We start from the raw sequence: 24,721 nt of genomic DNA, 5'->3' as shown, positions 1-24,721 counted from the left end.
GCCGCCCGCGCCCGCTACTCGGCCGGTTCGACGCCCGCGCGCAGCAGCCCGTAGGTGCAGGCGTCCTCAAGGGCCTGCCAGGAGGCGGCGATGACGTTCTCCGCGACGCCGACCGTGGACCACTCCCCCGCCCCGTCGCTGGTGGAGATCAGCACGCGCGTGATGGACCGGGTGCCGGAGGCGCCCTCCAGGATGCGGACCTTGTAGTCCACCAGCTCCAGCTTGGCGAGCTGCGGGTAGATCTTCTCCAGCGCCACCCGGAGCGCCTGGTCGAGGGCGTTGACCGGGCCGTTGCCCTCGGCGGTGGCGACGATCCGCTCGCCCTTGGCCCACAGCTTCACCGTGGCCTCGTTGGCGTGGGTGCCGTCGGGGCGGTCCTCCGTGATGGCCCGCCAGGACTCCACCTCGAAGTACTTCAGCGGAGCGCCCTGGGCCTCGGCGCGCAGCAGCAGCTCGAAGGAGGCGTCGGCGGCCTCGTACGTGTAGCCCTTCAGCTCGCGTTCCTTGACGCGCTCGACGACCCGGCCGACCAGGGCGCGGTCGCCGCCGAGGTCGACGCCGAGTTCCCGGCCCTTCAGCTCGATCGAGGCGCGTCCGGCCATGTCGGAGACGAGCATCCGCATGGTGTTGCCGACCCGCTCGGGGTCGATGTGCTGGTACAGGTCCGGGTCGACCTTGATCGCGGAGGCGTGCAGCCCGGCCTTGTGGGCGAAGGCGGAGACACCCACGTAGGGCTGGTGGGTGGAGGGCGTGAGGTTGACGACCTCGGCGATGGCGTGCGAGATCCGGGTGGTCTCGCGCAGATGCCCCTCGGGGAGGACCTTCTTGCCGTACTTCAGCTCCAGCGCGGCGACGACGGGGAAGAGGTTGGCGTTGCCGACGCGCTCGCCGTAGCCGTTGGCCGTGCACTGGACGTGGGTGGCGCCCGCGTCCACGGCGGCGAGGGTGTTGGCGACGGCGCAGCCGGTGTCGTCCTGGGTGTGGATGCCGAGCCGGGCGCCGGTGTCGGCGAGGACGGTGCCGACCACGGCGCCGATCTGCGCCGGGAGCATCCCGCCGTTGGTGTCGCACAGCACGACCACGTCGGCCCCGGCCTCGGCGGCGGTGCGGACGACCGCCTTGGCGTAGGCGGGGTTGGCGCGGTAGCCGTCGAAGAAGTGCTCGCAGTCGACGAAGACCCGGCGGCCCTCGGCGCGCAGGTGGGCCACGGTGTCCCGGATCATCTCCAGGTTCTCGTCCAGCGTGGTGCGCAGCGCCAGCTCCACATGCCGGTCGTGGGCCTTGGCGACCAGCGTGACGACGGGGGCGCCGGACTCCAGCAGCGCTCTGACCTGCGGATCGTCGGCGGCTTTGGCGCCGGGTCGGCGGGTGGCGCCGAAGGCGACGAGCACCGCGTGCTTCAGCTTCAGCTCCTCGCGGGCGCGGGCGAAGAACTCGGTGTCGCGCGGGTTGGCGCCGGGCCAGCCGCCCTCGATGAAGCCCACGCCGAAGTCGTCCAGGTGCCGTGCGATGGCCAGCTTGTCCGCGACGGTGAGGTTGATGCCCTCGCGCTGCGCGCCGTCGCGCAGCGTGGTGTCGAAGACGTGGAACGAATCGTCGAGCTCGCTGGTTGCGGTCATGGTCTGAAGGCTCCTGTTGTGAATGTCGGTCTTACCGGAAATGACCGGCTCCACCGTTCCCCCCATGGTCCCTCGCGCTCCGCCCCCGGCTGCGGTTGGGCCGGAAAACGAAAAAACCCCTCGCGGGTGCGAGAGGTCTGCGCGCGGGTCGAGGACGACGGTGCCACCCGCATGTGGTCGTGCGAGGTGGTCACTGCGGACCGGCGCGCCTGCTGCCCATAATCATGGTGAGCGAGAGCACGGGGGAAGTCTGGCACAGAACGCCCACCGTCCCACGGGGTGTCTCACGATGCGGGCCGCACTGTCCGAAAGGGACCGCCCCGGAGCCTCCAGGGCGGTCCCACGGGTGCGGCTAGCCGATGCGGTGCATCCAGCCGTGCTGGTCCCCGGTGGTGCCGCGCTGGATGTCGAGCAGGGCCTGACGGAGGCGGAGGGTGACCTCGCCGGGCTCGCCGCCGCTCTGCTTCCACTCGGCGCCGGCCCGCTTGACCGTGCCGACCGGGGTGATCACGGCGGCGGTGCCGCAGGCGAAGACCTCGGTGAGGGTGCCGTTCTCGGTGTCGCGCTGCCACTGGTCGACCGAGATACGGCCCTCCTCGGCCTCGTAGCCGAGGTCGCGGGCGACGGCCAGCAGGGAGTCACGGGTGACGCCCTCCAGGATGGAGCCGGTCAGGGTCGGGGTGACGATCTTGTCGCCGTAGACGAAGCACAGGTTCATGCCGCCCAGTTCCTCGACCCACTGGTGCTCGACCGCGTCGAGGTAGCAGACCTGGTCACAGCCCTTGGCGGCGGCCTCGGCCTGGGCGAGCAGGGAGGCCGCGTAGTTGCCGCCGGTCTTGGCGTCGCCCATGCCGCCGGGGACGGCGCGGACGCGGTCCTCGGAGACCCAGATCGACACCGGCTTCACGCCGCCCTGGAAGTAGGCGCCGGCCGGGGAGGCGATGACGAGGAACAGGTACTCGTTGGACGGCTTCACGCCCAGGCCGACCTCGGTGCCGATCATGAAGGGGCGCAGGTAGAGGGAGTCCTCGCCGCCGTGCGCCGGGACCCAGTCGATGTCCTGGGCGATCAGCGCGTCGCACGCCTCGATGAAGGTCTCGACCGGCAGCTCGGGCATGCCCAGGCGGTGCGCGGAGCGCTGGAAGCGCAGGGCGTTCTGCTCGGGCCGGAAGGTGGCGACCGTGCCGTCGGGCTGGCGGTACGCCTTCAGGCCCTCGAAGATCTCCTGGGCGTAGTGCAGGACGTTGGTGGCCGGGTCGAGCGGGATCGGCGCGTACGGGACGAGCTGGCCGTCGTGCCAGCCGCGGCCCTCGGTCCACTTGATCGTCACCATGTGGTCGGTGAAGCTGCGGCCGAAGCCGGGGCTGGTGAGGATCGCCTCGCGCTCCGCGGCGGCGAGCGGGTGGGCGGAGGGCTTGAGCTCGATCGTGGGCGTCGTCATGGGCGGCAGTCCTTCTCTTCCTGGCGTGGGACGGGCGGTTCCGGCGGGGCGGCCGGTGCCTGAAGGTCACCCCCGGCAGGGCGCGGCACCGGTGGTGGCGGGCCGCGCTCACGCCGTCCGGGCATTCCCTCATATCGCGGCTCCGCGTTCGATTATCGCGCGGCGGGGACGCCGGAAGGAATCGGGGTGAATACGACCCAGGGGTTGATGGTGGCACCCTGGGCGGGCACGGCAAAGGGCCGCCGGGCGCCTGAGGCGACCCGGCGGCCCTTTCACGGGGCCTTACGGGTCAGCCGGTTACCCGGCCTACGAGCGCGTCGCCGATCTCGGCGGTGGTGCGCGGGGGCAGGTCCGCGCGTTCGGTGAGGTCGGCGGCCACGGCCGCGTCCACCCGGTCGGCCTCGGCGTCGTACCCGAGGTGGCGCAGCAGCAGAGCCACGGAGAGGACGGTGGCGGTGGGGTCGGCCTTGCCCTGTCCGGCGATGTCCGGGGCGGAGCCGTGCACCGGCTCGAACATGGACGGGTACGTACGGGCCGGGTTGATGTTGCCCGAGGCGGCGACGCCGATGCCGCCGGAGACGGCCGCGGCGAGGTCGGTGATGATGTCGCCGAAGAGGTTGTCGGTGACGATCACGTCGAAGCGCCCGGGATCGGTCACCAGGTAGATGGTGGCCGCGTCCACGTGGATGTACTCGGTGGTGACCTCGGGGTACTCCTCGGCCACGCTGTTGAAGATGTTGGTCCACAGGTGCCCGGCGAAGGTGAGCACGTTGTTCTTGTGGACCAGGGTGAGCTTCTTGCGCGGGCGGGCCTGAGCACGGGCGAAGGCGTCCCGGACGACACGCTCGACGCCGTAGGCGGTGTTCACCGAGACCTCGGTGGCGACCTCCTGCGCGGTGCCGGTGCGGATGGTGCCGCCGTTGCCCGTGTAGGGGCCCTCGGTGCCCTCACGGACCACCACGAAGTCGATCTCCGGCTGGCCGGCGAGCGGGGTGGCGACGCCGGGGAGCAGCTTGGAGGGGCGCAGGTTGACGTGGTGGTCGAAGGCGAACCGGAGCTTCAGCAGGAAGCCGCGCTCCAGCACGCCGGACGGCACCGACGGGTCGCCGATGGCGCCGAGCAGGATGGCGTCGTGGGCCTTGAGGGAGTCGAGGTCGGCGTCGGTGAGGGTCTCACCGGTGGCGCGGTAGCGCCGGGCGCCGAAGTCGTACTCCTTGGTCTCCAGCTTCACGTCCTGGGGCAGGACGGCGGAGAGGACCTTGAGACCCTCGGTCACGACCTCCTGGCCGATGCCGTCGCCGGGGATCACTGCGAGATCGATGCTGCGGGACATGTGCGGCACCCTACTCCGCGTCCCACGGGATGACACGGACCGTCCGCGATACGGACAACGCGAGCGGCGGACGGTCCGTCGGGCGCGGCTCGGCTCAGTGGCCGGTCTCGCCGCCGTTGTCCCGGCGGTCGAGGGCGCGCTGGAGGGCGGCGGCGGCCTGGGCGCGGTCGGTGTCGTTCGAGCGGGAGGCGTGGCGCACGCGGCGGCGGACGGTCGTCTCGGCCATGGGAAATCGACTCCTTCGACAGAGTGGTTGCACGGCAGCGGTGAGCTGTGAGACGCCGGAAGACGCGGGGAGCGCACGCCGCAGGGATTGCCTGCGCGGGGCGCGGCTCACGACCGCCATTCGCTGGATGGAGCGATTCGTTCGGCTCATCCCAAGCTAAGGGACCGGACCGCGCCTGTCTGCATGATTACTCGGACTTCCTACTATCTGAGACGGCACCTCTCCCCACCTGCGGCTTTCCGACTGAGGCTCAGCCGACGACGAACGGAGAGGGCGGCGGGGAAGGTCTCGCCGGTGACGCACTCCAGGAGCGCGCGGGCCTCGGCCAGGGGTTCCGGGGGCGGGGGCGGGGCGTCCGGCAGGTGGACGGTCAGGACGTCCAGGAGGCGGAGAAGCTGTCAGCCATGGGCGCACGCCAGCAGCGGCCGGACAGCACGACGGCCCGGCGAGACCGTTCAGGGCGGGCTCGCCGGGCCGGATCATGAGGGCTTTGGGGCCCAGGGGGCTCAGCCCATGTGCGGGTAGCCGTACTCGGTCGGCGGGACCAGCGTCTCCTTGATGGCGCGGGTCAGCGTCCAGCGCATCAGGTTCTGCGGGGCGCCGGCCTTGTCGTCGGTGCCGGAGGCGCGGCCGCCGCCGAAGGGCTGCTGGCCGACGACGGCACCGGTGGACTTGTCGTTGATGTAGAAGTTGCCCGCCGCGTAGCGGAGCTTCTCCATCGTGTACGCCGCCGCCGCGCGGTCGTTGGAGATGACCGAGCCGGTGAGCGCGTAGTCGGACACCGACTCCATCTGGGTCAGCATCTCGTCGTACTTCTCGTCCTCGTAGACGTGCACGGCGAGGATCGGGCCGAAGTACTCGGTGCGGAAGACCTCGTTGTCGGGGTCGGAGCACTCGATGACGGTCGGGCGGACGAAGTAGCCCACCGAGTCGTCGTAGGAGCCGCCCGCCACGATCGTGCAGGTGGGGTCCTCGGCGGCGCGGTCGATGGCGGCCTTGTTCTTGGCGAAGGAGCGCTCGTCGATGACCGCGCCGATGAAGTTCGACAGGTCGGTGACGTCACCCATGGTGATGCCGTCGATCTCGGCCGCGAACTCCTCCTTGAAACCGGAGTTCCAGATGGAGGCCGGGATGTAGGCGCGGGAGGTGGCCGAGCACTTCTGGCCCTGGTACTCGAAGGAGCCGCGGGTCAGCGCGGTCTTCAGCACGGCGCGGTCGGCGGAGGGGTGCGCGACCACGAAGTCCTTGCCGCCGGTCTCGCCGACCAGACGCGGGTAGGCGCGGTACTTCTCGATGTTGTTGCCGACCGTCTTCCACAGGTACTGGAAGGTCTTGGTCGAGCCGGTGAAGTGGATGCCCGCGAGGTCGCGGTGCTCCAGGGCGACCTCGGAGACCGCGATGCCGTCGCCGGTGACCAGGTTGATGACGCCCTTGGGCAGCCCGGCCTCCTCCAGGAGCTGCATCAGCAGCACGGCGGCGTGGGTCTGCGTCGGGGACGGCTTCCAGACCACCACGTTGCCCATGAGGGCGGGCGCGGTGGGCAGGTTGGCGGCGATGGCCGAGAAGTTGAACGGCGTGATCGCGTAGACGAAGCCCTCCAGCGGGCGGTGGTCCATGCGGTTCCACACGCCCGGGGAGTTGGCCGGGGGCTGCTCGGCCAGGATCTGGCGGGCGTAGTGCACGTTGAAGCGCCAGAAGTCGACCAGCTCGCAGGGGCTGTCGATCTCGGCCTGCTGGGCGGTCTTGGACTGGCCCAGCATGGTGGAGGCGGCGATGGTCTCGCGCCAGGGGCCGGAGAGCAGCTCGGCGGCGCGCAGGATGATCGCGGCACGGTCGTCGAAGGACATCGCGCGCCAGGCCGGGGCGGCGGCCAGGGCGGCGTCGATCGCGTCCTGGGCGTCCTCGCGGGTGGCGTTGCGCAACGTGCCGAGGACGGCCTTGTGGTTGTGCGGCTGGACCACCTGGAAGGACTCGCCGCCGCCCATCCGCTTCTCGCCGCCGATGGTCATCGGCAGGTCGACCGGGTTCTCGGCCAGCTCCTTCAGCTTGGCCTCCAGACGGGCGCGCTCGGGGCTGCCGGGGGCGTAGCCGTGCACCGGCTCGTTGACGGGGGTGGGGACCTGGGTCACAGCGTCCATGAGAACCGTAACTCCTTTACGTTGAGCGGGTGTTCGGGCTCAGCCCTTGGTGATCATGCTGCGTACGAAGAACTGGAGGTTCGCCGGCTTCTCGGCGAGACGGCGCATGAAATAGCCGTACCAGTCGGTGCCGTAGGCGGTGTAGACACGCATGCGGTGCCCCTCGGCGGCCAGCCGCAGGTGCTCGTCGCCCCGGATGCCGTAGAGCATCTGGAACTCGTACTCGTCGAGCTTACGGCCCGCGCGGTGCGCGAGTTCCTGGGCGATGGAGATGAGGCGGGGGTCGTGGGACCCGATCATCGGGTACCCGTCGCCCTCCATCAGCGTCTTCAGGACGCGGACGTACGCCTTGTCGATCTCGTGCTTCTGCTGGTACGCGACCTCGGCGGGCTCCTTGTAGGCGCCCTTGACCAGGCGGACCCGGCTGCCGGCGGCGGCCAGGCGGCGGGCGTCGGCCTCGGTGCGGAACAGGTACGCCTGGATGACACAGCCGGTCTGCGGGTAGTCCTTCCGCAGCTCCTCGTGGATGGCGAACATCGAGTCGAGGGTGGTGTGGTCCTCGGCGTCCAGGGTGACCGTGGTGCCGATGGCGGCGGCGGCCTCGACGACCGGTCGGACGTTGGCGAGGGCCAGCTCGTGGCCCCCTTCCAGCGCCTGGCCGAACATGGAGAGCTTCACCGACATCTCGACCCGCTCGCCCAGGTCGAGGTCCTTGAGGTGGTCGATGAGCGCGAGGTAGGCGTCGCGGGCGGCGGTGGCCTGCTCGGGGGTGGTGATGTCCTCGCCGACGACGTCCATGGTGAGCTGCAGGCCCTTGGCGGTCAGCTCCGCGATGACCGGGACGATGTCGTCCACGGTCTCGCCGGGGATGAACCGGTCGACGACCTGCTTGGTCACCGGGGCGGCCGAGATCAGACGACGCATCCGGTCGCTGCGCGAGGCGGCGAGAATCACGGGACCCAGCACGGGGCACCTCCACAACAAAAGCACCGAAACGGCCGGGACCCGACGATTCGGGGACGGCACGGAGAACCACCGTGAAACCTAGGGATCTCTTCGATGGTGGGCCATCGACAGACGTCACGCATCCGATCACCGGTTCTCAGACAGATGTATGAAGCGCGCTCGGAAATGCGGCAGAATGCCCGGGTGGCGGCCGATTACCGAGATGACTACCAGGAGCTGGTGGACGAGATCTCCGAGCTGCTGGGCGCCCCGGCGACCCTGGAGAACCGGGACTTCGAGCTGATCGCCTTCGGGGCGTACGACAGCGAGGGCGAGCTGGACCCCACCGCGCTGGACCCGGTGCGGGCCCGCTCGATCCTGACCCGGCGCTCCACCTCGGCGGTGCGGGCGTGGTTCGAGGGCTTCGGCATCACCCGCGCCACGCAGCCGGTGCGCATCCCGCCCACCCCGGAGGCGGGCGTCTACCGGGGCCGGATCTGCCTGCCGGTACGCCATCGGGGTGTCGTCCTCGGTTACGTCTGGCTGCTGGACGACGACCCCGGCCCGAGCGACGCCCAGCTCGCCGCCGCCATGCCGGTGACCGGGCGGATCGGCGCGCTGCTGGCCGACGAGGCGCGGGCCGGGGCGGGGCTCGGCCGGGAGCTGCGGGCGGTGCTCACGGCGGAGGACGGCTGGCAGCGGGACATGGCCGTGACCGACCTGCGCACCGCGCTGGGCCCGCGCGCGGACGGCCCGCACACCGTGGTCTGCGTCGCCCCCTGGTTCTCCGCCGACCCCGACGACGCCCCCTCGGTGCGCACCGTCCCGCACGCCACCGCCCTGTGCACGGTGCCGTGGGGCGCGACGGCGCAGAGCCTCGCGGTGCTGGTGCGGCTGCGCAGCACGGAGGTGACGGCCCCGGCGCTGGTGGCGGCCGCGCGGCTGGTCAAGGAGGCGGAGGGCGCGGTCGTCGGGGTGGGGGTCGGTGAACCCCGCGCCGGGCTGGCCGAGTTGGGCACGGTGTGGCAGGAGGCGTCGGCGGCAGCGCGGGCCGCGCTGGCCGAGCCGAGGTTCGCGCCGGTGGCCGAGTGGCGGGGCATCGGCCCGTACCGGCTGCTGTCCGCGCTGCCCCCGAGGTCGGTGCAGGACCCGGTGGCGGCACCGCTGCTCTCCCCCGCCCACCAGGAACTGGCCCGCACCGCCGAGGTCTACCTCGACTGCGCGGGCCAGGCCGGCCGGGCTGCGGCCGAACTCGGCATCCACCGCCAGACCCTCTACTACCGCCTGGGCCGCGTGGAACGCCTGACCGGCCTGGACCTGGACGACGGCGAGGACCGCCTGCTGCTGCACATGGCCCTGAAACGGGCCCGGCTGGGCTGAGCGGTCAGCTCTTGCGCACGCCCTCCACGACCTGGCGCAGGCCCGCCGTGAGGGCGTCCGCGTCCGGGGCCGTTTCGGGGTCGAAGCTCCACTGGGCGATGAGGCCGGTCATCAGGGTGAGGTAGAAGTTGCCGAGGGTGTCGGCGCTCTCGTCGGTGACCTCGTCCTCCGGTACGCCGGTGAGCAGCGCGACCAGGCCGCGTCCGCCCTCGCGCTGTTCGCGGCCCAGGTAGGCGCGGACCTCGGGGAGTTCGATGGTCATGACCTCCATGCTGAGCCGGAAGACCGAACCGGGTTCGCGCATCGCGGAGATGATGTTCGACCACACCCAGTGGAAGCGCTCCAGCGAGCCGGGCGCCCCGGCCGGCTCGGCCCCGCCGAAGGTGTCCCCCGCCTCCTCCACCAGCGCCACGTACGCCTGCGCCAGCAGGGCGTCCTTGGAGCCGTAGTGGTAGCCGATGGAGGCCAGGTTGGTGCCGGACTCCTTCACGATGTCGCGCGCGGTGGTCCGGGCGAACCCCTTCGCCAGCAGGCAGCGCTTGGCGCCCTCGAGCAGATCCTCACGGTGTCCCATGCCGGCCAGCGTACCCCGGTCCATACAAGCGTCCTAGACGCGCGACTTATACACATGACTTATACAGTCGTTCTAGACAGGTGTTTAAGACGCGCGTACATTCCTCGGCATGGTGAACCCGAAGAGCACGACGAGCACCACCCCAACCCCCGTCCAGGACAGCCCCGTTCGTGCCGGACGGCGCGAGTGGACCGCGCTGGGCGTGCTGATGCTGCCGCTGCTGCTGGTCTCGATGGACGTGTCCGTGCTGTACTTCGCCACCCCGGCGATCAGCGCGGACCTCCGCCCGACCGGCACCCAGCAGCTCTGGATCTTCGACATCTACGGCTTCGTCCTGGCCGGCCTGCTGATGACGATGGGCTCGCTCGGCGACCGCGTCGGCAGCCGTCGCCTCCTGCTGGCGGGGGCCGCCGCCTTCGGCGCCGCCTCGGTCCTCGCCGCCTACGCCGACAGCGCCACCACCCTGATCGCGGCCCGCGCGGTCCTCGGCGTCGGCGGCGCCACCCTGATGCCGTCCACCATGGCGCTGCTGCGCACGATGTTCACCGACCCCGCCGAGCGGGCGAAGGCGATCGGGCTGTGGTCCGGGGTGATGACCAGCGGCATCGCGCTGGGCTCGGTGATGAGCGGGGTGCTGGTGGAGCACTTCTGGTGGGGCTCGGTCTTCCTGGTCAACCTGCCCGCGATGCTCCTGCTGCTGGTGCTCGGCCCGTTCCTGCTCCCCGAGTCCCGCAACCCCTCCCCCGGCCGCTTCGACTGGATCAGCGTCCCGCTCTCGCTGGCCGCCGTGCTCCCGGTGATCTACGGCCTGAAGGAGATCCCGTCCGAGGGCTGGCACGTGCGGTACGTAATGTCGGTGACGGTCGGCCTGCTCTTCGCCGCCCTCTTCGTCCACCGCCAGCGCACCGCCGCCTCCCCGCTGGTGCCGCCCGCGCTGCTGCGCAACCGGGGCTTCACCCCGGCCGTGGTGCTGACCCTGGTGTCCGCCTTCGGCATGCTGGGGTCGGCGATCTTCACCACGCAGTACCTCCAGTCGGTGCTGGGCAAGAGCCCGCTGTCGGCCGCGCTGTGGAGCCTGGTGCCCTCGGTGCTGATCGGGGTCGCGGGTCCGGTCACCGCCGCGCTGGTCGCCCGGGGCGTGGACCGGGGCCGGGTGGTGGCCGCCGGGTTCGCGGTCTCGGCCGCCGGGTACGGGCTGCTCGCGCTGACCGGCACCGGGTCGCTGTGGCTGCTGCTGGCGGCGGCCGGGGTGCTGGCCTGCGGTGCGGTGATGGTGCTGTCCCAGCTCACCGACCTCGCGATGGGCAGCGCCCCGGCGGAGCGGGCGGGCACCGCCTCCTCCCTGCTGGAGACGGCCACGGAGTTCGGCGGGGCGCTGGGCATGGCGGTCCTCGGCTCGGTCGGCGCCGCCGTGTACCGGCACCGGATGCCGTCCGGCGCCCCGGCGGAGGCCCGCGAGACGCTCGGCGGCGCGCTGGTCACCGCGGCCCGGCTGCCCGGCCGGTCCGGGGAGGCGCTGCTGGCCTCGGCGCGGGAGGCGTTCACCTCCGGGATGCACGCGGCGGCCCTCTTCGGGGCGGGCGTGCTGGCGCTGGCCGCGATCGGCGCGGCGCTGACCCTGCGCGGACGGGATGCGAAGCAGCCGTAGAAACGCCGGAGCGCCGGGCGGCCCGCAAGGGGTCCGCCCGGCGCTCCGGTATGTCCTAGTCCAGGTTGACCGACCGGGCGGAGGTCGCCCCGATCTCCTGGGCCAGCTCGGCCAGCGTGGCCGGGTTGACCGTGTCGTCCACCGTCAGCACGGCCAGCGCCTCGCCGCCGGCGGTGGAACGGGCCACCTGCATACCGGCGATGTTGATGCCCGCCTCGCCGAGGACCCGGCCGACGGTGCCGACGACACCGGGACGGTCCTCGTAGCTGAGGACGACCATGTGCTCGGTGAGCGCGAGGTCCACGTCGTAGTCGCCGACCGCGACGATCTTCTGGACGTGCTTGGGGCCGGCCAGCGTGCCGGAGACCGACACCTCCTCGCCGCCCGCGAGGGTGCCGCGCACGGTGACCACGTTGCGGTGGTCGGCCGACTCGGAGCTGGTGGTGAGGCGCACCTCGACCCCGCGCTCCTGCGCGAACAGCGGGGCGTTGACGTAGGAGACGGTCTCGTCCACCACGTCCTCGAACACGCCCTTGAGCGCGGAGAGTTCGAGCACCTTCACATCGTGCTGGGTGATCTCGCCGTACACCTCGACGTCGAGGCGGACCGCGACCTCGCCCGCGAGCGCGGTGAAGATGCGGCCGAGGCGCTCGGCCAGCGGCAGACCGGGCTTCACGTCCTCGGCGATGACACCGCCCTGGACGTTGACCGCGTCCGGCACCAGCTCACCGGCGAGGGCGAGCCGCACCGAGCGGGCCACCGCGATACCGGCCTTCTCCTGGGCCTCGTCGGTGGAGGCACCCAGGTGCGGGGTGCAGACCACCTGGTCCAGCTCGAACAGCGGGGAGTCGGTGCACGGCTCCTTCGCGTACACATCGAGCCCGGCGCCGGCGACCCGGCCCTCCTTCAGCGCCGCGTACAGCGCCGCCTCGTCGACGATGCCGCCGCGCGCGGCGTTGACGATGCGCACGGTCGGCTTGACCTTGCGCAGCGCCTCGTCGCCGATCAGGCCGAGGGTCTCGGGGGTCTTGGGCAGGTGGACGGTGATGAAGTCGGAGACCTCCAGCAGCTCGTCCAGCGACAGCACCTTGACGCCCATCTGCGCGGCCCGCGCGGGCTGTACGTAGGGGTCGTAGGCGACGACCTTCATGCCGAACGCGGACATCCGCTGGGCGACCAGGGCGCCGATGCGGCCGAGGCCGACCACGCCGAGGGTCTTCTCGGCCAGCTCGACGCCGGTGTACTTGCTGCGCTTCCACTCGCCGTTCTTCAGGGCGGTGTTGGCCTGCGGGATGTTGCGCGCGCTGGCCACGAGCAGACCGCAGGCCAGCTCGGCGGCGGTGACGATGTTGGAGGTGGGGGCGTTGACGACCATCACGCCGGCCTTGGTGGCGGCGGAGACGTCGACGTTGTCCAGGCCGACGCCGGCTCGTGCGACGACCTTCAGCTTCTTGGCCGCGGCGATCGCCTCGGCGTCGACCTTGGTCGCGGAGCGGACGAGGATCGCGTCCACGTCGGCGATGGCGGGGAGCAGTTCGGCGCGGTCGGCTCCGTTGCAGTGCCGGATCTCGAAGTCCGGCCCGAGTGCGTCCACGGTGGCGGGCGACAGCTCTTCAGCGATGAGTACCGTGGCTTTTCGACTGGGGTACGAGCTCACGTGAGTCCTCACAAGTCCATAGCGGACGGCCGTCCCGACGGCCGCTGGCGGTGGAGGGGTGCTAGCCGCGTGGAAGACGCACGACACTGTGGGCCTGACGCGTTGGTTGTGCAGCAGTGTAGTGGCGCGGCGGCCGGGCGGGCGGCACCCCGCCAGGGGGCGCCGCCGCCGGCCGCCAGGAGGCTCACGCCTCTTCGTCGACCCAGGACATCAGCTTGCGCAGCTTCTTGCCGGTGGTCTCCAGCAGGTGCTCGGAGTCCTGCTTCTTGTACTCGTCGTACTTCTTCAGGCCGCCGTGGTACTCGTCCATCCAGTTCTTGGCGAAGGAGCCGTCCTGGATCTCGGCGAGGACCTTCTTCATCTCGGCCTTGGTGGCGTCGGTGACGATGCGCGGGCCGGTGACGTAGTCGCCCCACTCGGCGGTCTCGGAGATGGACCAGCGCATCTTCTCCAGGCCGCCCTCGTACATGAGGTCGACGATCAGCTTCAGCTCGTGCAGACACTCGAAGTAGGCGATCTCCGGCTGGTAGCCGGCCTCGGTCAGCGTCTCGAAGCCCGCCTTGACCAGGGCGGCGGTGCCGCCGCAGAGCACGGCCTGCTCACCGAACAGGTCGGTCTCGGTCTCCTCGGTGAAGGTGGTCTTGATGACACCGGCGCGGGTGCCGCCGATGGCCTTGGCGTACGACAGGGCCAGCGGGAAGGCGTTGCCGGAGGCGTCCTGCTCGACCGCGACGATGCAGGGCACGCCGCGCCCCTCCTCGTACTGGCGGCGGACCAGGTGGCCCGGGCCCTTGGGGGCGACCATGCAGACGTCGACCTCGGCCGGGGGCTTGATGAAGCCGAACCGGATGTTGAAGCCGTGGCCGAAGAACAGCGCGTCGCCGTCCTTCAGGTTCGGGGCGATGGACTCCTCGTAGATCTGGCCCTGGAGCGGGTCCGGGACCAGGATCATGATGACGTCGGCCTCGGCGGCCGCCTCGGCCGCGGTGACCACGCGCAGGCCCTGCTCCTCGGCCTTGGCACGGGACTTGGAGGTCTCGGGCAGACCGACGCGGACGTCGACGCCCGAGTCCCGCAGCGACAGGGCGTGGGCGTGGCCCTGGCTGCCGTAGCCGATGACCGCGACCTTGCGGCCCTGGATGATGGACAGGTCGGCGTCGGCGTCGTAGAACAGCTCGGCCACTGGTTCTCTCCTTGAGGTGCGGGTGCTGCGCCCACCGTATTGCGGCGGGGGGACGGAAGGTTTCGGGGTCTCGGCATCCGGTCGCCCCGAAAGGGCGGCCGGGCCGGGGGTCACGCGCTGCGGTCGAGGGCGCGCAGGGAGCGGTCGGTGATGGAGCGGGAGCCGCGCCCGATGGCGATGGTGCCGGACTGCACCAGCTCCTTGATGCCGAAGGGCTCCAGCATCTTCAGCATCGCGGACAGCTTGTCGCCGGACCCGGTGGCCTCGATGGTGACGGCCTCCGGGGAGACGTCGACGGTCTTGGCGCGGAACAACTGGACGATCTCCACGATCTGCGACCGGGTCTCGTTGTCCGCGCGGACCTTCACCAGAACGAGTTCACGCTGGACGGCCTGTCCGGGTTCCAGTTCGACGATCTTCAGCACGTTGACGAGCTTGTTGAGCTGCTTGGTCACCTGCTCCAGCGGCAGGTCCTCGACGTTCACCACGATGGTGATGCGGGAGATGTCGGCGTGCTCGGTGACACCCACCGCGAGGGAGTCGATGTTGAAGCCGCGCCGGGAGAAGAGGGCGGCGATGCGGGCGAGGATGCCCGGTGTGTTCTCCACCAGGACGGAGAGCGTGTGCTTGGACATGTCGTGGTCTCTCTCGGTCTCTCTCGCTCGTCCTCGGTCAGTCCTGGTCGCTGTCGCCGAAGTCGGGACGGACGCCCCGCGCGGCCATGACCTCGTCGTTGGAGGTCCCGGCGGCGACCATCGGCCACACCATCGCGTCCTCGTGGACGATGAAGTCGACGACGACCGGACGGTCGTTGATCGCGTTGGCCTCCTCGATGACCTTGTCCAGGTCCTCGGGGCGCTCGCAGCGGATGGAGTGGCAGCCCATCGCCTCGGCCAGCTTCACGAAGTCGGGGACGCGGGTGCCGGCGCTGGGACCGGTGGGTCCGTCGGGGCCGGAGTGCAGCACGGTGTTGGAGTAGCGCTGGTTGTAGAACAGCGTCTGCCACTGGCGGACCATGCCGAGGGCGCCGTTGTTGATGATGGCGACCTTGATCGGGATGTTGTTCAGGGCGCAGGTGGTGAGTTCCTGATTGGTCATCTGGAAACAGCCGTCGCCGTCGATCGCCCAGACCGTACGGCCGGGCTGTCCGGCCTTGGCGCCCATCGCGGCCGGGACCGCGTACCCCATGGTTCCGGCGCCGCCGGAGTTGAGCCAGGTCGCGGGCTTCTCGTACTGGATGAAGTGGGCGGCCCACATCTGGTGCTGGCCGACGCCCGCCGCGAAGATCGTGTCGTCGGGGGCGAGCTGCCCGATGCGCTCGATGACCGCCTGCGGGGAGAGCGAGCCGTCCTCGGGGGTCTCGTAGCCGAGCGGGTAGGTCTCCCGCCAGCGGTTGAGGTCGCTCCACCAGGCGGTGTGGTCGCCCCGGCGGCCCTCGTCGTGCTCCTTCTGCACGGCCTGGATCAGGTCGGCGAGCACCTCGCGGGCGTCGCCCACGATCGGCACGTCGGCCTCGCGGTTCTTGCCGATCTCGGCCGGGTCGATGTCGGCGTGCACGATCTTGGCGTACGGCGCGAAGCTGTCCAGCTTGCCGGTGACCCGGTCGTCGAAGCGGGCGCCGAGGGCGACGATCAGGTCCGCCTTCTGCAGCGCAGTGACGGCGGTGACCGAGCCGTGCATGCCGGGCATGCCCACGTGCTGCGGGTGGCTGTCGGGGAAGGCGCCCAGTGCCATCAGGGTGGTGGTGACGGGGGCGCCGGTCAGCTCGGCGAGAACCTTCAGCTCGGCGGTGGCGCCGGCCTTGAGCACACCGCCGCCGACGTAGAGGACGGGACGGCGGGCGCCGGTGATGAGCTTGGCGGCCTCGCGGATCTGCTTGGCGTGCGGCTTGGTCACCGGGCGGTAGCCGGGCAGGTCGGTCTGGGGCGGCCAGGAGAAGGTGGTCCGCGTCTGGAGCACGTCCTTGGGGATGTCGACCAGGACCGGGCCGGGGCGGCCGGTGGAGGCGATGTGGAACGCCTCGGCGATCGTCCGCGGGATGTCCTCGGCCTTGGTCACCAGGAAGCTGTGCTTGGTGATCGGCATGGAGATGCCGACGATGTCCGCCTCCTGGAAGGCGTCCGTGCCGATCGCCTTGGAGACGACCTGGCCGGTGATCGCGACCAGCGGCACCGAGTCCATGTTGGCGTCGGCGATCGGGGTGACCAGGTTGGTGGCGCCGGGACCCGAAGTCGCCATGCAGACGCCGACCTTGCCGGTGGCCTGCGCGTAGCCGGTGGCCGCGTGACCCGCGCCCTGCTCGTGGCGGACCAGCACGTGGCGCACCCGCTGGGAGTCCATCAGCGGGTCGTACGCGGGAAGGATCGTGCCCCCCGGAATGCCGAATACGGTGTCGACCCCGACCTCCTCGAGCGAGCGGATGAGGGACTGCGCTCCCGTGACGTGCTCGACGGGGGCGGAGTGCTGTCCTCCGGATCGGGGCCGCGGCTGCGGATGGTGGGCCCCGGTGGCCTGCTCGGTCATCGTCATTCTCTTCTCGAGCTTGAGGGTTTGCGAGGTTCGGGCGGTCTGGGTGCGGAGCGGGGGGCCGCACGAGGGGCACTCGTGCAACAAAAAACCCCTCGTGCCGCTAGGCAAGCGAGGGGGGCGCGTCGGTGAGGGGTGCTGGGATTTCCGGACGGTGTCCGACGAAGCCCCAGCTCAGCCGACGCGCTTTCCAAGTACGAGAATTCGGGTGCGCATGGCATTGACCCTCCCCCCGGCGCGCACCATGTGTCAAGTGGGTGGGACGGCCGTCTCATCATGTGAGCGGAGCGCCGTCCCGCCGAACACGGTGGACATGGTCCCGGAGTAGAGCCCGGCACCCTTCCCCGCGAAGACCGGCTCGGCCGGGGCGTGCGGCACCGGGAAGCGGCCGGAGGCGAGCGCCCGGCGCAGCCGGTACTCGTCCACCGGCCCGGCGAACGCCATGCCCTGGCCGTGGGTACAGCCCATGGCGCGCAGCGCGACCACCTGTTCGGGCAGGTCCACGCCCTCGGCGACGGTCTGCAGGCCGAGGTCGCCCGCGATGCGCAGCAGCCCGCTGGTGATCTTGTGCAGCCGGGCGGACTCCACGACACCCTCGATCAGCCCTCGGTCGAGCTTGAGGATGTCCACGGGGAGCCTGCGCAGCGCCGTGATGGCCGCGTGGCCGGAGCCGAAGCCGTCGAGCGCGATGCGTACCCCGAGGCGGCTGAGCGCGGTCAGGCGGCGCTCCAGCTCGTCCTGGGAGATCCGGGGGTCGGTGCCGGACAGTTCGATGATCAGCGCGCCGGGCGGCAGTCCGTGCCGGGTCAGCAGCGCCTCGATGGAGCCGAGCGGCAGCGAGCGGTCCAGCAGCCGCCGGGCGCTCATCCGTACGGACACCGGGACGACGAGGCCGCCCGCGGCGCGCTCGGCGGCCTGCTCGACGGCTTCCTGGAGTATCCAGCGCTCCAGCTCGGCCGTACGGTCGCCGTCTTCGGCCACCCGTAGGAACTCGGCCGGGGTGAACAGCACCCCCTGGGCCGAGCGCCAGCGGGCGTGGGTGGCGACCGAGGAGATCCGGCCGCCGTTGAGACACACCACCGGCTGGTGCAGCAGCGCGAACTCGCCCTCGTGCAGCGCGGCGCGCAGCCGTCCGGCCAGCTCGGCCTTGCGGACCACGTCCTGCTGCATCTGCGGCTTGTACAGCTCCACCCGGCCCTTGCCGCCGGCCTTGGCCCGGTACATCGCCAGGTCGGCGTTGCGCAGCAGCTCGCCCGCGCCGAGGCCGGGTTCGGCGAAGGCGACGCCGATGGAGGCGTTGACCCGGACATCGTTGCCGTCGATGGCGTAGGGCTGGGAGAGGGTGAGCCGCAGCCGGTCGGCCAGCTCCAGGATGTGCCGCTCGCGGGCGGCGCGGTCGCGGGTGCCGTCGCCGGTGATCAGGGCCGCGAACTCGTCCCCGCCGAGCCGGGAGGCGGTGTCCCCCTGGCGTACGGAGTCCTGGAGCCGGCGCGCGGCCTGGATCAGCAGCTCGTCCCCGGCCTGGTGGCCGATGGTGTCGTTGACGGCCTTGAAGCCGTCGAGGTCGATGAAGAGCACGGCGGTGCCGCGCAGGGCGGCCCCCCGGTCGGTGGCCCGACGTCCGGACAGGGCCTGCTGGACGCGGCGGGTGAACAGGGCCCGGTTGGGCAGGTCGGTGAGCGGGTCGTGCTCGGCGTTGTGCTGGAGCTGGGCCTGGAGCCGGACCCGCTCGGTCACGTCCCGGCTGTTGAAGATCAGCCCGCCGTGGTGCCGGTTGACGGTGGACTCCACGTTGAGCCAGCCGCCCCGGCCCGAGCGGAAGCGGCACTCGATGCGGGTGGTGGGTTCGGCCAGCGGATCGGCGGCCAGGAAGCGGCGTACCTCGTGCACCACACAGCCCAGGTCCTCGGGGTGGATCAGCGCGGCCAGTTCGGTGCCGATCAGGGCCTCGGCGCTGCTGCCGTAGACCCCGGCGGCGGCCGGGGAGACGTAGCGCAGGACGCCGTTGGGCGCGGCGATCATGATGACGTCGCTGGAGCCCTGCACCAGGGAGCGGAAGTGGTTCTCCTTCTGCGCCAGTTCCTGGGTGAGGGTGATGTTGTCCAGCAGCATGATGCCCTGGCGGATCACGAGGGCCAGCACCACGGCGCCCGCGGTGATCAGCACCACGTGGTCGGGCCGGCGCCCGTTGAGCACGTTGTACAGGATGCCCAGGGTGCAGACGGCTGCGGCGAGGTACGGGGTGAGGGCGGCCAGCGAGCCGGTGAGCGGCCGTCCGGACGGGTACCGGTGGCCCTCGGTGCCCGGCGGGTGGGCCTGCGCGGTGGACGGGCCGCGCTGGCCCGGTACGTGCTCGTGCACGACACGGGTCTCGGACGCGCCTCTGTCGCCCTCGCGCCCCCTGGGGGCGGCCCAGGGGGCGTAGGCGAGCAGCAGGGAGCCCGCGAACCAGCCGGCGTCCAGCAGTTGTCCGGAGCGGTAACTGCTGTGCAGCAGCGGGGAGGTGAACAGCGCGTCGCACATCACGGTGAGCGCCAGGGCGCCGATCGCGGTGTTGACGGCGGTGCGGTTGCCCGGACTGCGCCGGAAGTGCAGCGCGAGCACCATGCTGACCAGCACGATGTCCAGCAGCGGGTAGGCCAGCGAGAGGGCGGTGTGCTCGACGCTCGGTCCGTCGATCCGGGCGGTCTGGGCGAGCGCCAGACTCCAGGAGAGGGTGAGCAGCGAGCCGCCGATGAGCCAGGCGTCCAGCGTGAGACAGATCCAGCCGGCCCGGCTCGCCGGGCGTTTGGCGAGGACCAGCAGGCCCACGATGGCGGGCGGCGCGAAGCAGAGGAAGAACAGGTCGGCGTAGCTGGGGCTCGGCACGGGGCGTTCGAGGACGACCTCGTACCACCCCCAGACCGCGTTGCCCAGGGCGGCCATCGCGGAGGAGAGGGCGAAGAGCAGCCAGGCGGGGCGGAAGCGGACGCGGCGGGTGCGGGCGTAGAGGAAGCAGGAGACGGCGGCGGTGCCGGCCGCCGCGCTGAGCCCGAAGTCGCCCATGAACAGCGCGAGTTGCTCATTGCCCCAGTCGAAGGCCGAGCCGACGGCGTAGGCCGCGCAGATCAGGGCGAGGGCGAGCTGCTGGGTGAGCCGCGATCCGTCGCCCGCCGCTGCCGGTGGCCGGGTGGGGGGCGTACGGACGGGCTGCTGCGGCGCGCGGGGCGCCCCGTCGAGCGCGGTCGTGGTCACCGGCGGCGCGCTCACCGCGCCCTCCCGGTGCGGTTCGCGCCGGTGCCCCTCGGGGGCCGGTGCGGATGCCTGTGCCGGGCGCCCGGCCGGGGGCGCAGGGCGAGCCGGCTCATCGGCCGCTCGCGCCTGCGCGCGGTCGTGCGCCAGGGTCGCCGTCGGCGGCTCCGCCGCGTCGGATCGTTCGTCCATAGGCCGTGCATCGCCCGTCGCCCCCCTCACAGAGCTGAAATGTTCGTCCCCGGCGCCGATCGGTCGGCGGCGCACCCCTGTCGGGACGATACACCAGGATCGTCACTCAGGGACATAGCTTCTCTACTCTCCGTGACGACCAGCGACTATGCGGGCACACACCGCGCCTGGAGGGTCGCGGAGGGTGCCGATAAGCGGCTCACGCCCCGGTGGTGAGGACCACGTGGCGCAGTGGCTCATGGTTCACGAACCGGGTCAACTGGTCCACCAAGAGCCGCTCCGCGCGCGGCCGGAACGCCGAACTCGGGCCGCCCACATGCGGGGTGATCAGCACGCCCGGCGCCCGCCACAACGGGTGCCCCGGCGGCAGCGGTTCGGGGTCGGTGACGTCCAGCGCGGCGGTGAGGCGCCCGCTCTCCACCTCGCTGAGCAGGGCATCGGTGTCCACTACGGGCCCCCGCGCGATGTTCACCAGCAGGGCGCCGTCCTTCATGCGGGCCAGGAAGGCGGCGTCCACCAGGCCCCGCGTCTCGTCGGTGAGGGGCGTCGCGAGGATCACCACGTCCGCTTCCGGGAGCAGTCGGGGAAGTTCGGTGAGCGGATGCACGACCCCGCGCGCGGTGGTGCGCCCGGAGCGCGCCACCCGGATCACGCGCTCCACCTCGAAGGGCGCGAGCCGGTCCTCGACGGCCGAACCGATGGCCCCGTAGCCGACGATGAGCACGTTCCGGTCGGCCAGAGCGGGCCGGAACTCCCCTTGCCAGCGCCCCTCTTCCTGCGCCCGCACGAACCCCGGAATCCCGCGCAGCGAGGCCAGCGTGAGGGTGAGGGCCAGCTCGGCGGTGCTGGTGTCGTGGACGCCGCGGGCGTTGCAGAGCTGGACGCCGGGGGCGATCAGGGAGAGGTTCGCGGTGATGTCGTCCACGCCCGCGGTGAGCGTCTGGACCACTCGCAGGCCGGTCATCGCCTCCAGCGGGCGCACCTTCACGGGCTCGCGCCGCATGTACGGCACCACGTACACCGCGCACTCGGCGGGGTCACCGGGGAACTCACCACCGTCCCAGAACAGGTAGTTCGGCCCCTCGGGAAGGCCCTTGATCTCCTCGGGCGGGATCGGCAGCCAGACGTCGTCGGTCATGGTCAGGAGGCTAGTTCAGGCGGGCGGGGCGCAACGGTTAGGTTGGGAGCCTCTTCGAGGGAGGTTCGCGGCAGGTGGAGCGCAGGAGGATCGGCGCGGGGGCGCTCTCGGTGGGGGCCGTGGGGCTCGGGTGCATGCCGATGAGCTGGGCGTACAGCGGGTCGCGGCAGCGGGGCGAGGAGTCGGTGAGGGCCGTGCACCGGGCGCTGGACCTGGGCTCGGACCTGCTGGACACGGCCGACATGTACGGCCCGTTCACCAATGAACTGCTGCTGGGCCGGGTGCTGAAGGAGCGGCGCGCGGACGCCTTCGTGTCGACCAAGGCCGGGCTGCTGGTGGGCGAGCAGCACATCGTGGCCAACGGGCGCCCCGGCTATGTGAAGCGGGCCTGCGACGCCTCGCTGCGCCGCCTGCAGACCGACGTGATCGATCTCTACCAACTGCACCGCGCCGACCCCGAGGTCCCGGTCGAGGAGACCTGGGGCGCGATGGCGGACCTGGTGCGGGCCGGGAAGGTCCGCGCGCTGGGCCTGTGCGCGGTCGGCGCGCGCGGCGGACGCCGCTCGGGGAACGGGCTGTACGACGGCACGCTGCGCCAGTTGAGGCGGGTGCAGCAGGTGTTCCCGGTGAGCGCGGTGCAGGCGGAGCTGTCGGTGTGGTCGCCGGAGGCGCTGACCGCGCTGCTGCCCTGGTGCGCGGAGCGGGGCATCGGCTTCCTCGCGGCGATGCCGCTGGGGAATGGTTTCCTCACCGGCACGCTCACTCCCGGCGAGGGTTTCGAACCGGACGATCTGCGCGCCCGCCACCCCCGTTTCACGGCCGAGATGATGGCGGCCAACCAGCCCGTCGTGGCCGGACTCCGCCGTATCGCGCGGCGGCACGGCGAGGACGTCACTCCGGCGCAGGTGGCGCTGGCCTGGGTGCTGGCACAGGGACCGCAGGTCATCGCGCTGCCCGGCACCAAGCGGGAGCGCTGGGCGCGGGAGAACGCGGCGGCGGCCGGGCTGCGGCTGACCCCCGAGGACCTCGCCGAGGTGGCCGCGCTGCCCCCGGCGCTGGGATCGTGGGACTGAATCCGCAGACGCGCACGGTGCGCGTCTGGTGGGGTAGCAGTGTCGGTGCGACCCCTTCGAAGGGACCATGACCGTGCGAAGCCGAACCGTGCCCGCCGTACTCGCCGCGACCACGCTGCTGCTGGCCGCTGGTTGCTCCTCGGACGGGGGTGACGGGCGGGGGTCGCCCTCCGGGGGCACGGTGACCGCCACCGCCCAGTCCCCCTCCGAGTCCGCGCCGCCCGCCAAGGGCTCGGTGAAGGTGCTGCGTACCGTGGCCGAGGGTCTGAAGAGCCCGTGGGGGCTGGCCCCGCTGCCCGACGGGAACCTGCTGGTCTCCTCCCGCGACGACGCCACGATCACCCGGATCGACGCCAAGACCGGCAAGAAGACCGTGGCGGGCCGCATCTCCGGGGTCGAGCCCGCCGGTGAGGGCGGCCTGCTGGGCATCGCCCTCTCCCCCGGCTTCGCCTCGGACCACATGGTCTACGCCTACTTCACCTCCGCCTCCGACAACCGCGTGGTCCGCGTCCGGTACGACGAGAAAAGGGCCCCCGGTGATCAACTGGGCGCCCCGGACACGGTGTTCAAGGGCATCCCCAAGGGCCACATCCACAACGGCGGCCGGATCGCCTTCGGCTCGGACGGCATGCTGTACGTCGGCACCGGCGAGAGCGGCGACAGCGGGCTGGCCCCCGACAAGAAGTCCCTCGGCGGCAAGATCCTCAGGATCACCCCGGAGGGCGAGCCCGCGCCGGGCAACCCCCTCGGCCGCTCCCCGGTGTACTCCTACGGCCACCGCAATGTGCAGGGTCTGGCCTGGGACAGGCAACAGCGGCTGTTCGCCTCGGAGTTCGGGCAGGACACCTGGGACGAGCTGAACGCGATCAAGCCCGGCGGCGACTACGGCTGGCCCGGCACCGAGGGCAAGGGCACCGACGCGCGCTTCCAGAATCCGCTGGCCCAGTGGCACACCGACGACGCCTCCCCGAGCGGTATCGCCTACGTGGACGGCGTGATCTGGATGGTCGGCCTCCGGGGTGAGCGCCTGTGGCGCGTCCCGCTGCGCTCCACCTCGGCGTCGGCCCCGCCGCAGGCGTTCCTGGACGGCGAGTACGGCCGGCTGCGCACGGTGGCCCCGGCCGGGCAGGACCGGCTGTGGCTGCTGACCAGCAACACCGACGGCCGGGGCGACCCCAAGAAGGGCGACGACCGCCTGCTGGAGCTGCGGGTCCGCTGACGGGGGCGGTGCGACACCGCCCCCGTACGGTCAGCCCGCCGAGGGCAGGCCGAGCAGGGCGTCGGAGTACTTCAGCGCGGCCAGCAGCAGGCCGATGACGCCGAGCGCGACACCGCCCCACGCGACCGACTTGATCCACGGGGCCTGCGGCCGGCCCGGCGCGCCGAACGCGGGGCGGACGAGCACGGCCACGCCCACGACCAGCGCGGCCACCGCGAAGAGGCCGGCCCACAGGGCGGTGGCGTGCCAGGCGTCGCCGTAGACCGCCTTGATCTGCTGGGCGACCCCCGCCTGGGAGGAGGTCTTGAGCTGGCCCATGAGCTGGGCGCGGGCCGAGGCGATCGTGCCGACCCAGCCGCCGTTGAGCGAGACCAGGCCGAGCGCGGCGGACACCACGGCACCGGCGCCCTGGCCGACCCCGGACGCGCGGCGCGGCTCGGCGGCAACCGTCTCCTCGCCGGTCTCCGGCTGCTCGGGTGCCTGGGCTTCCTCGGTCACGGCGGTCTCCGCCACCGTCTCGTCGTGCTGTGCGCCGGTCTCGGTCCCGGCGCCTTCCGCTGTCTTCGTAGCCATGCCCGGCACCGTACGGACGGAGTCTGAGAGGCGTCTTAACGGCCGCTGTGCGCTGCGGCTTCACGGGCCGCGCGCCACTCGGGGGCCAGCACCGCCCAGACCTCGGTGCTGGTACGGACGCCCCGGTGCGGGTAGTTCTCGCGGAGCACGCCCTCGCGGCTCATGCCCAGGCGGCGGGCCACATTGACGCTGGGCTGGTTGCCGGGGGCCACGTGCCACTCCACCCGGTGCATGCCGCGCTCGCCGAAGGCCCAGTCCAGCAGGATCGTCATGCCCCGCGTGACGAGTCCGCGCCCGCCCGCGCCGGGTACGAGCCAGCAGCCGGCCTCGGCGACGCCGGTCTCGTTGTCCCACAGCCGGAACATCAGGCCGCCGACCAGGGTGCCGTCCAGCCAGACGCCGTGCAGGCTCCCGGTGTCGGTGGCGCGCTTGTCGGCGTACCGCTTGAGGAAGGCGCGGGCGCCGTCCAGGTCGGGAACCACGTCCGGGAGGCCGACGTGGCGGCCGATGAACTCGCGCTCGGCGTCGATGTTGGCGAAGAAGTCGGGCGCGTGCCAGACCTCCATCGGGCGCAGTTCGGCGCCGTCCACGCCCAGTGGTGTCGCGTACATCGTGCTGTGGTCCC

The 24,721-nt window shown here is 71.7% G+C and carries 19 protein-coding genes; 4 read left to right on the top strand and 15 right to left on the bottom strand.

The window, feature by feature from the left end:
- Nucleotides 1-14: 14 nt before the first annotated feature.
- The 6 genes from cimA to E5083_RS04560 all read right to left on the bottom strand — a co-directional run bounded on the left by cimA (nucleotide 15) and on the right by E5083_RS04560 (nucleotide 7,723).
- Nucleotides 15-1,619, bottom strand: a complete 1,605-nt coding sequence (gene cimA / locus E5083_RS04585; RefSeq protein ID WP_135784257.1) for a citramalate synthase — start codon at nucleotides 1,617-1,619, stop codon at nucleotides 15-17.
- A gap of 352 nt (nucleotides 1,620-1,971) precedes the next feature.
- Nucleotides 1,972-3,060: a branched-chain amino acid aminotransferase gene (locus E5083_RS04580; protein WP_135784256.1), complete on the bottom strand. Its 1,089-nt coding sequence runs from the start codon at nucleotides 3,058-3,060 to the stop codon at nucleotides 1,972-1,974.
- Nucleotides 3,061-3,349: 289 nt separating this feature from the next.
- Nucleotides 3,350-4,393, bottom strand: coding sequence for a 3-isopropylmalate dehydrogenase (locus E5083_RS04575; protein ID WP_135784255.1), 1,044 nt, complete (start codon nucleotides 4,391-4,393; stop codon nucleotides 3,350-3,352).
- Nucleotides 4,394-4,487: 94 nt separating this feature from the next.
- Complete coding sequence (locus E5083_RS31960; RefSeq protein WP_086690483.1) at nucleotides 4,488-4,619, bottom strand: hypothetical protein; 132 nt, start codon at nucleotides 4,617-4,619, stop codon at nucleotides 4,488-4,490.
- Between the two features lie 506 nt (nucleotides 4,620-5,125).
- Nucleotides 5,126-6,757 carry an L-glutamate gamma-semialdehyde dehydrogenase gene (gene pruA / locus E5083_RS04565; RefSeq protein ID WP_135784254.1) on the bottom strand — a complete coding sequence of 544 codons (1,632 nt, stop codon included), beginning with the start codon at nucleotides 6,755-6,757 and terminating at the stop codon, nucleotides 5,126-5,128.
- Nucleotides 6,758-6,796: 39 nt separating this feature from the next.
- On the bottom strand, nucleotides 6,797-7,723 hold the full coding sequence (locus E5083_RS04560; RefSeq protein WP_135784253.1) for a proline dehydrogenase family protein: 927 nt from the start codon (nucleotides 7,721-7,723) through the stop codon (nucleotides 6,797-6,799).
- A gap of 165 nt (nucleotides 7,724-7,888) precedes the next feature.
- On the opposite strand from E5083_RS04560, the gene E5083_RS04555 reads away from it, so the two are divergent.
- Nucleotides 7,889-9,082 (top strand): PucR family transcriptional regulator, encoded by a 1,194-nt coding sequence (locus tag E5083_RS04555; protein ID WP_208753960.1) that lies wholly within the window; start codon nucleotides 7,889-7,891, stop codon nucleotides 9,080-9,082.
- 4 nt (nucleotides 9,083-9,086) lie between these two features.
- On the opposite strand, the gene E5083_RS04550 is transcribed toward E5083_RS04555, so the two are convergent.
- Nucleotides 9,087-9,656, bottom strand: a complete 570-nt coding sequence (locus E5083_RS04550) for a TetR/AcrR family transcriptional regulator (protein ID WP_135784251.1) — start codon at nucleotides 9,654-9,656, stop codon at nucleotides 9,087-9,089.
- Between the two features lie 109 nt (nucleotides 9,657-9,765).
- Between E5083_RS04550 and E5083_RS04545 the strand changes: the two genes are divergently transcribed.
- A complete protein-coding gene (locus E5083_RS04545; protein WP_135784250.1) occupies nucleotides 9,766-11,304 on the top strand; it encodes an MFS transporter in 1,539 nt (512 codons plus the stop codon).
- A 55-nt stretch (nucleotides 11,305-11,359) separates the two neighbouring features.
- Here the strand turns inward: E5083_RS04545 and serA are convergent, their stop codons facing one another.
- The 6 genes from serA to E5083_RS04510 form a co-directional block, all read right to left on the bottom strand.
- Nucleotides 11,360-12,961 (bottom strand): phosphoglycerate dehydrogenase, encoded by a 1,602-nt coding sequence (gene serA / locus E5083_RS04540; RefSeq protein ID WP_135784249.1) that lies wholly within the window; start codon nucleotides 12,959-12,961, stop codon nucleotides 11,360-11,362.
- Nucleotides 12,962-13,145: 184 nt separating this feature from the next.
- Nucleotides 13,146-14,144: a ketol-acid reductoisomerase gene (ilvC, locus tag E5083_RS04535; RefSeq protein WP_135784248.1), complete on the bottom strand. Its 999-nt coding sequence runs from the start codon at nucleotides 14,142-14,144 to the stop codon at nucleotides 13,146-13,148.
- Nucleotides 14,145-14,254: 110 nt separating this feature from the next.
- Nucleotides 14,255-14,779: an acetolactate synthase small subunit gene (gene ilvN / locus E5083_RS04530; RefSeq protein WP_135784247.1), complete on the bottom strand. Its 525-nt coding sequence runs from the start codon at nucleotides 14,777-14,779 to the stop codon at nucleotides 14,255-14,257.
- Nucleotides 14,780-14,816: 37 nt separating this feature from the next.
- Nucleotides 14,817-16,667, bottom strand: a complete 1,851-nt coding sequence (locus E5083_RS04525; RefSeq protein WP_135784246.1) for an acetolactate synthase large subunit — start codon at nucleotides 16,665-16,667, stop codon at nucleotides 14,817-14,819.
- Nucleotides 16,668-16,919: 252 nt separating this feature from the next.
- A complete protein-coding gene (locus tag E5083_RS04520; protein ID WP_167513448.1) occupies nucleotides 16,920-19,919 on the bottom strand; it encodes a putative bifunctional diguanylate cyclase/phosphodiesterase in 3,000 nt (999 codons plus the stop codon).
- A 373-nt stretch (nucleotides 19,920-20,292) separates the two neighbouring features.
- Nucleotides 20,293-21,231 carry a 2-hydroxyacid dehydrogenase gene (locus E5083_RS04510; RefSeq protein ID WP_135784244.1) on the bottom strand — a complete coding sequence of 313 codons (939 nt, stop codon included), beginning with the start codon at nucleotides 21,229-21,231 and terminating at the stop codon, nucleotides 20,293-20,295.
- 74 nt (nucleotides 21,232-21,305) lie between these two features.
- Between E5083_RS04510 and E5083_RS04505 the strand changes: the two genes are divergently transcribed.
- A complete protein-coding gene (locus tag E5083_RS04505) occupies nucleotides 21,306-22,304 on the top strand; it encodes an aldo/keto reductase (protein ID WP_135784243.1) in 999 nt (332 codons plus the stop codon).
- A gap of 67 nt (nucleotides 22,305-22,371) precedes the next feature.
- Nucleotides 22,372-23,523 (top strand): PQQ-dependent sugar dehydrogenase, encoded by a 1,152-nt coding sequence (locus E5083_RS04500; RefSeq protein ID WP_135784242.1) that lies wholly within the window; start codon nucleotides 22,372-22,374, stop codon nucleotides 23,521-23,523.
- Between the two features lie 30 nt (nucleotides 23,524-23,553).
- Here the strand turns inward: E5083_RS04500 and E5083_RS04495 are convergent, their stop codons facing one another.
- On the bottom strand, nucleotides 23,554-24,096 hold the full coding sequence (locus E5083_RS04495; protein ID WP_135784241.1) for a hypothetical protein: 543 nt from the start codon (nucleotides 24,094-24,096) through the stop codon (nucleotides 23,554-23,556).
- A gap of 35 nt (nucleotides 24,097-24,131) precedes the next feature.
- Nucleotides 24,132-24,707 carry a GNAT family N-acetyltransferase gene (locus E5083_RS04490; RefSeq protein ID WP_135784240.1) on the bottom strand — a complete coding sequence of 192 codons (576 nt, stop codon included), beginning with the start codon at nucleotides 24,705-24,707 and terminating at the stop codon, nucleotides 24,132-24,134.
- Nucleotides 24,708-24,721 lie beyond the last annotated feature (14 nt).

It is taken from the genome of Streptomyces bauhiniae (genome assembly GCF_004784475.1).
Taxonomy (GTDB): domain Bacteria; phylum Actinomycetota; class Actinomycetes; order Streptomycetales; family Streptomycetaceae; genus Streptomyces; species Streptomyces seoulensis.
The sequence above is the reverse complement of the archived record's forward strand: the minus strand, read 5'-3'. Positions and strand labels throughout refer to the sequence as shown.

What these genes read in the sequence shown, in the direction of transcription:
- E5083_RS04555 (WP_208753960.1), top strand. Translation starts at nt 7,889, where the DNA reads ATGCGGCAGAATGCCCGGGTGGCGGCCGATTACCGAGATGACTACCAG.
- E5083_RS04575 (WP_135784255.1), bottom strand. Translation starts at nt 4,393, where the DNA reads ATGTCCCGCAGCATCGATCTCGCAGTGATCCCCGGCGACGGCATCGGC.
- E5083_RS04495 (WP_135784241.1), bottom strand. Translation starts at nt 24,096, where the DNA reads ATGGCTACGAAGACAGCGGAAGGCGCCGGGACCGAGACCGGCGCACAG.
- ilvN (WP_135784247.1), bottom strand. Translation starts at nt 14,779, where the DNA reads ATGTCCAAGCACACGCTCTCCGTCCTGGTGGAGAACACACCGGGCATC.
- E5083_RS04550 (WP_135784251.1), bottom strand. Translation starts at nt 9,656, where the DNA reads ATGGGACACCGTGAGGATCTGCTCGAGGGCGCCAAGCGCTGCCTGCTG.
- E5083_RS04545 (WP_135784250.1), top strand. Translation starts at nt 9,766, where the DNA reads ATGGTGAACCCGAAGAGCACGACGAGCACCACCCCAACCCCCGTCCAG.
- E5083_RS04580 (WP_135784256.1), bottom strand. Translation starts at nt 3,060, where the DNA reads ATGACGACGCCCACGATCGAGCTCAAGCCCTCCGCCCACCCGCTCGCC.
- pruA (WP_135784254.1), bottom strand. Translation starts at nt 6,757, where the DNA reads ATGGACGCTGTGACCCAGGTCCCCACCCCCGTCAACGAGCCGGTGCAC.
- E5083_RS04510 (WP_135784244.1), bottom strand. Translation starts at nt 21,231, where the DNA reads ATGACCGACGACGTCTGGCTGCCGATCCCGCCCGAGGAGATCAAGGGC.
- E5083_RS31960 (WP_086690483.1), bottom strand. Translation starts at nt 4,619, where the DNA reads ATGGCCGAGACGACCGTCCGCCGCCGCGTGCGCCACGCCTCCCGCTCG.
- E5083_RS04500 (WP_135784242.1), top strand. Translation starts at nt 22,372, where the DNA reads ATGACCGTGCGAAGCCGAACCGTGCCCGCCGTACTCGCCGCGACCACG.
- E5083_RS04490 (WP_135784240.1), bottom strand. Translation starts at nt 24,707, where the DNA reads ATGTACGCGACACCACTGGGCGTGGACGGCGCCGAACTGCGCCCGATG.
- E5083_RS04525 (WP_135784246.1), bottom strand. Translation starts at nt 16,667, where the DNA reads ATGACCGAGCAGGCCACCGGGGCCCACCATCCGCAGCCGCGGCCCCGA.
- cimA (WP_135784257.1), bottom strand. Translation starts at nt 1,619, where the DNA reads ATGACCGCAACCAGCGAGCTCGACGATTCGTTCCACGTCTTCGACACC.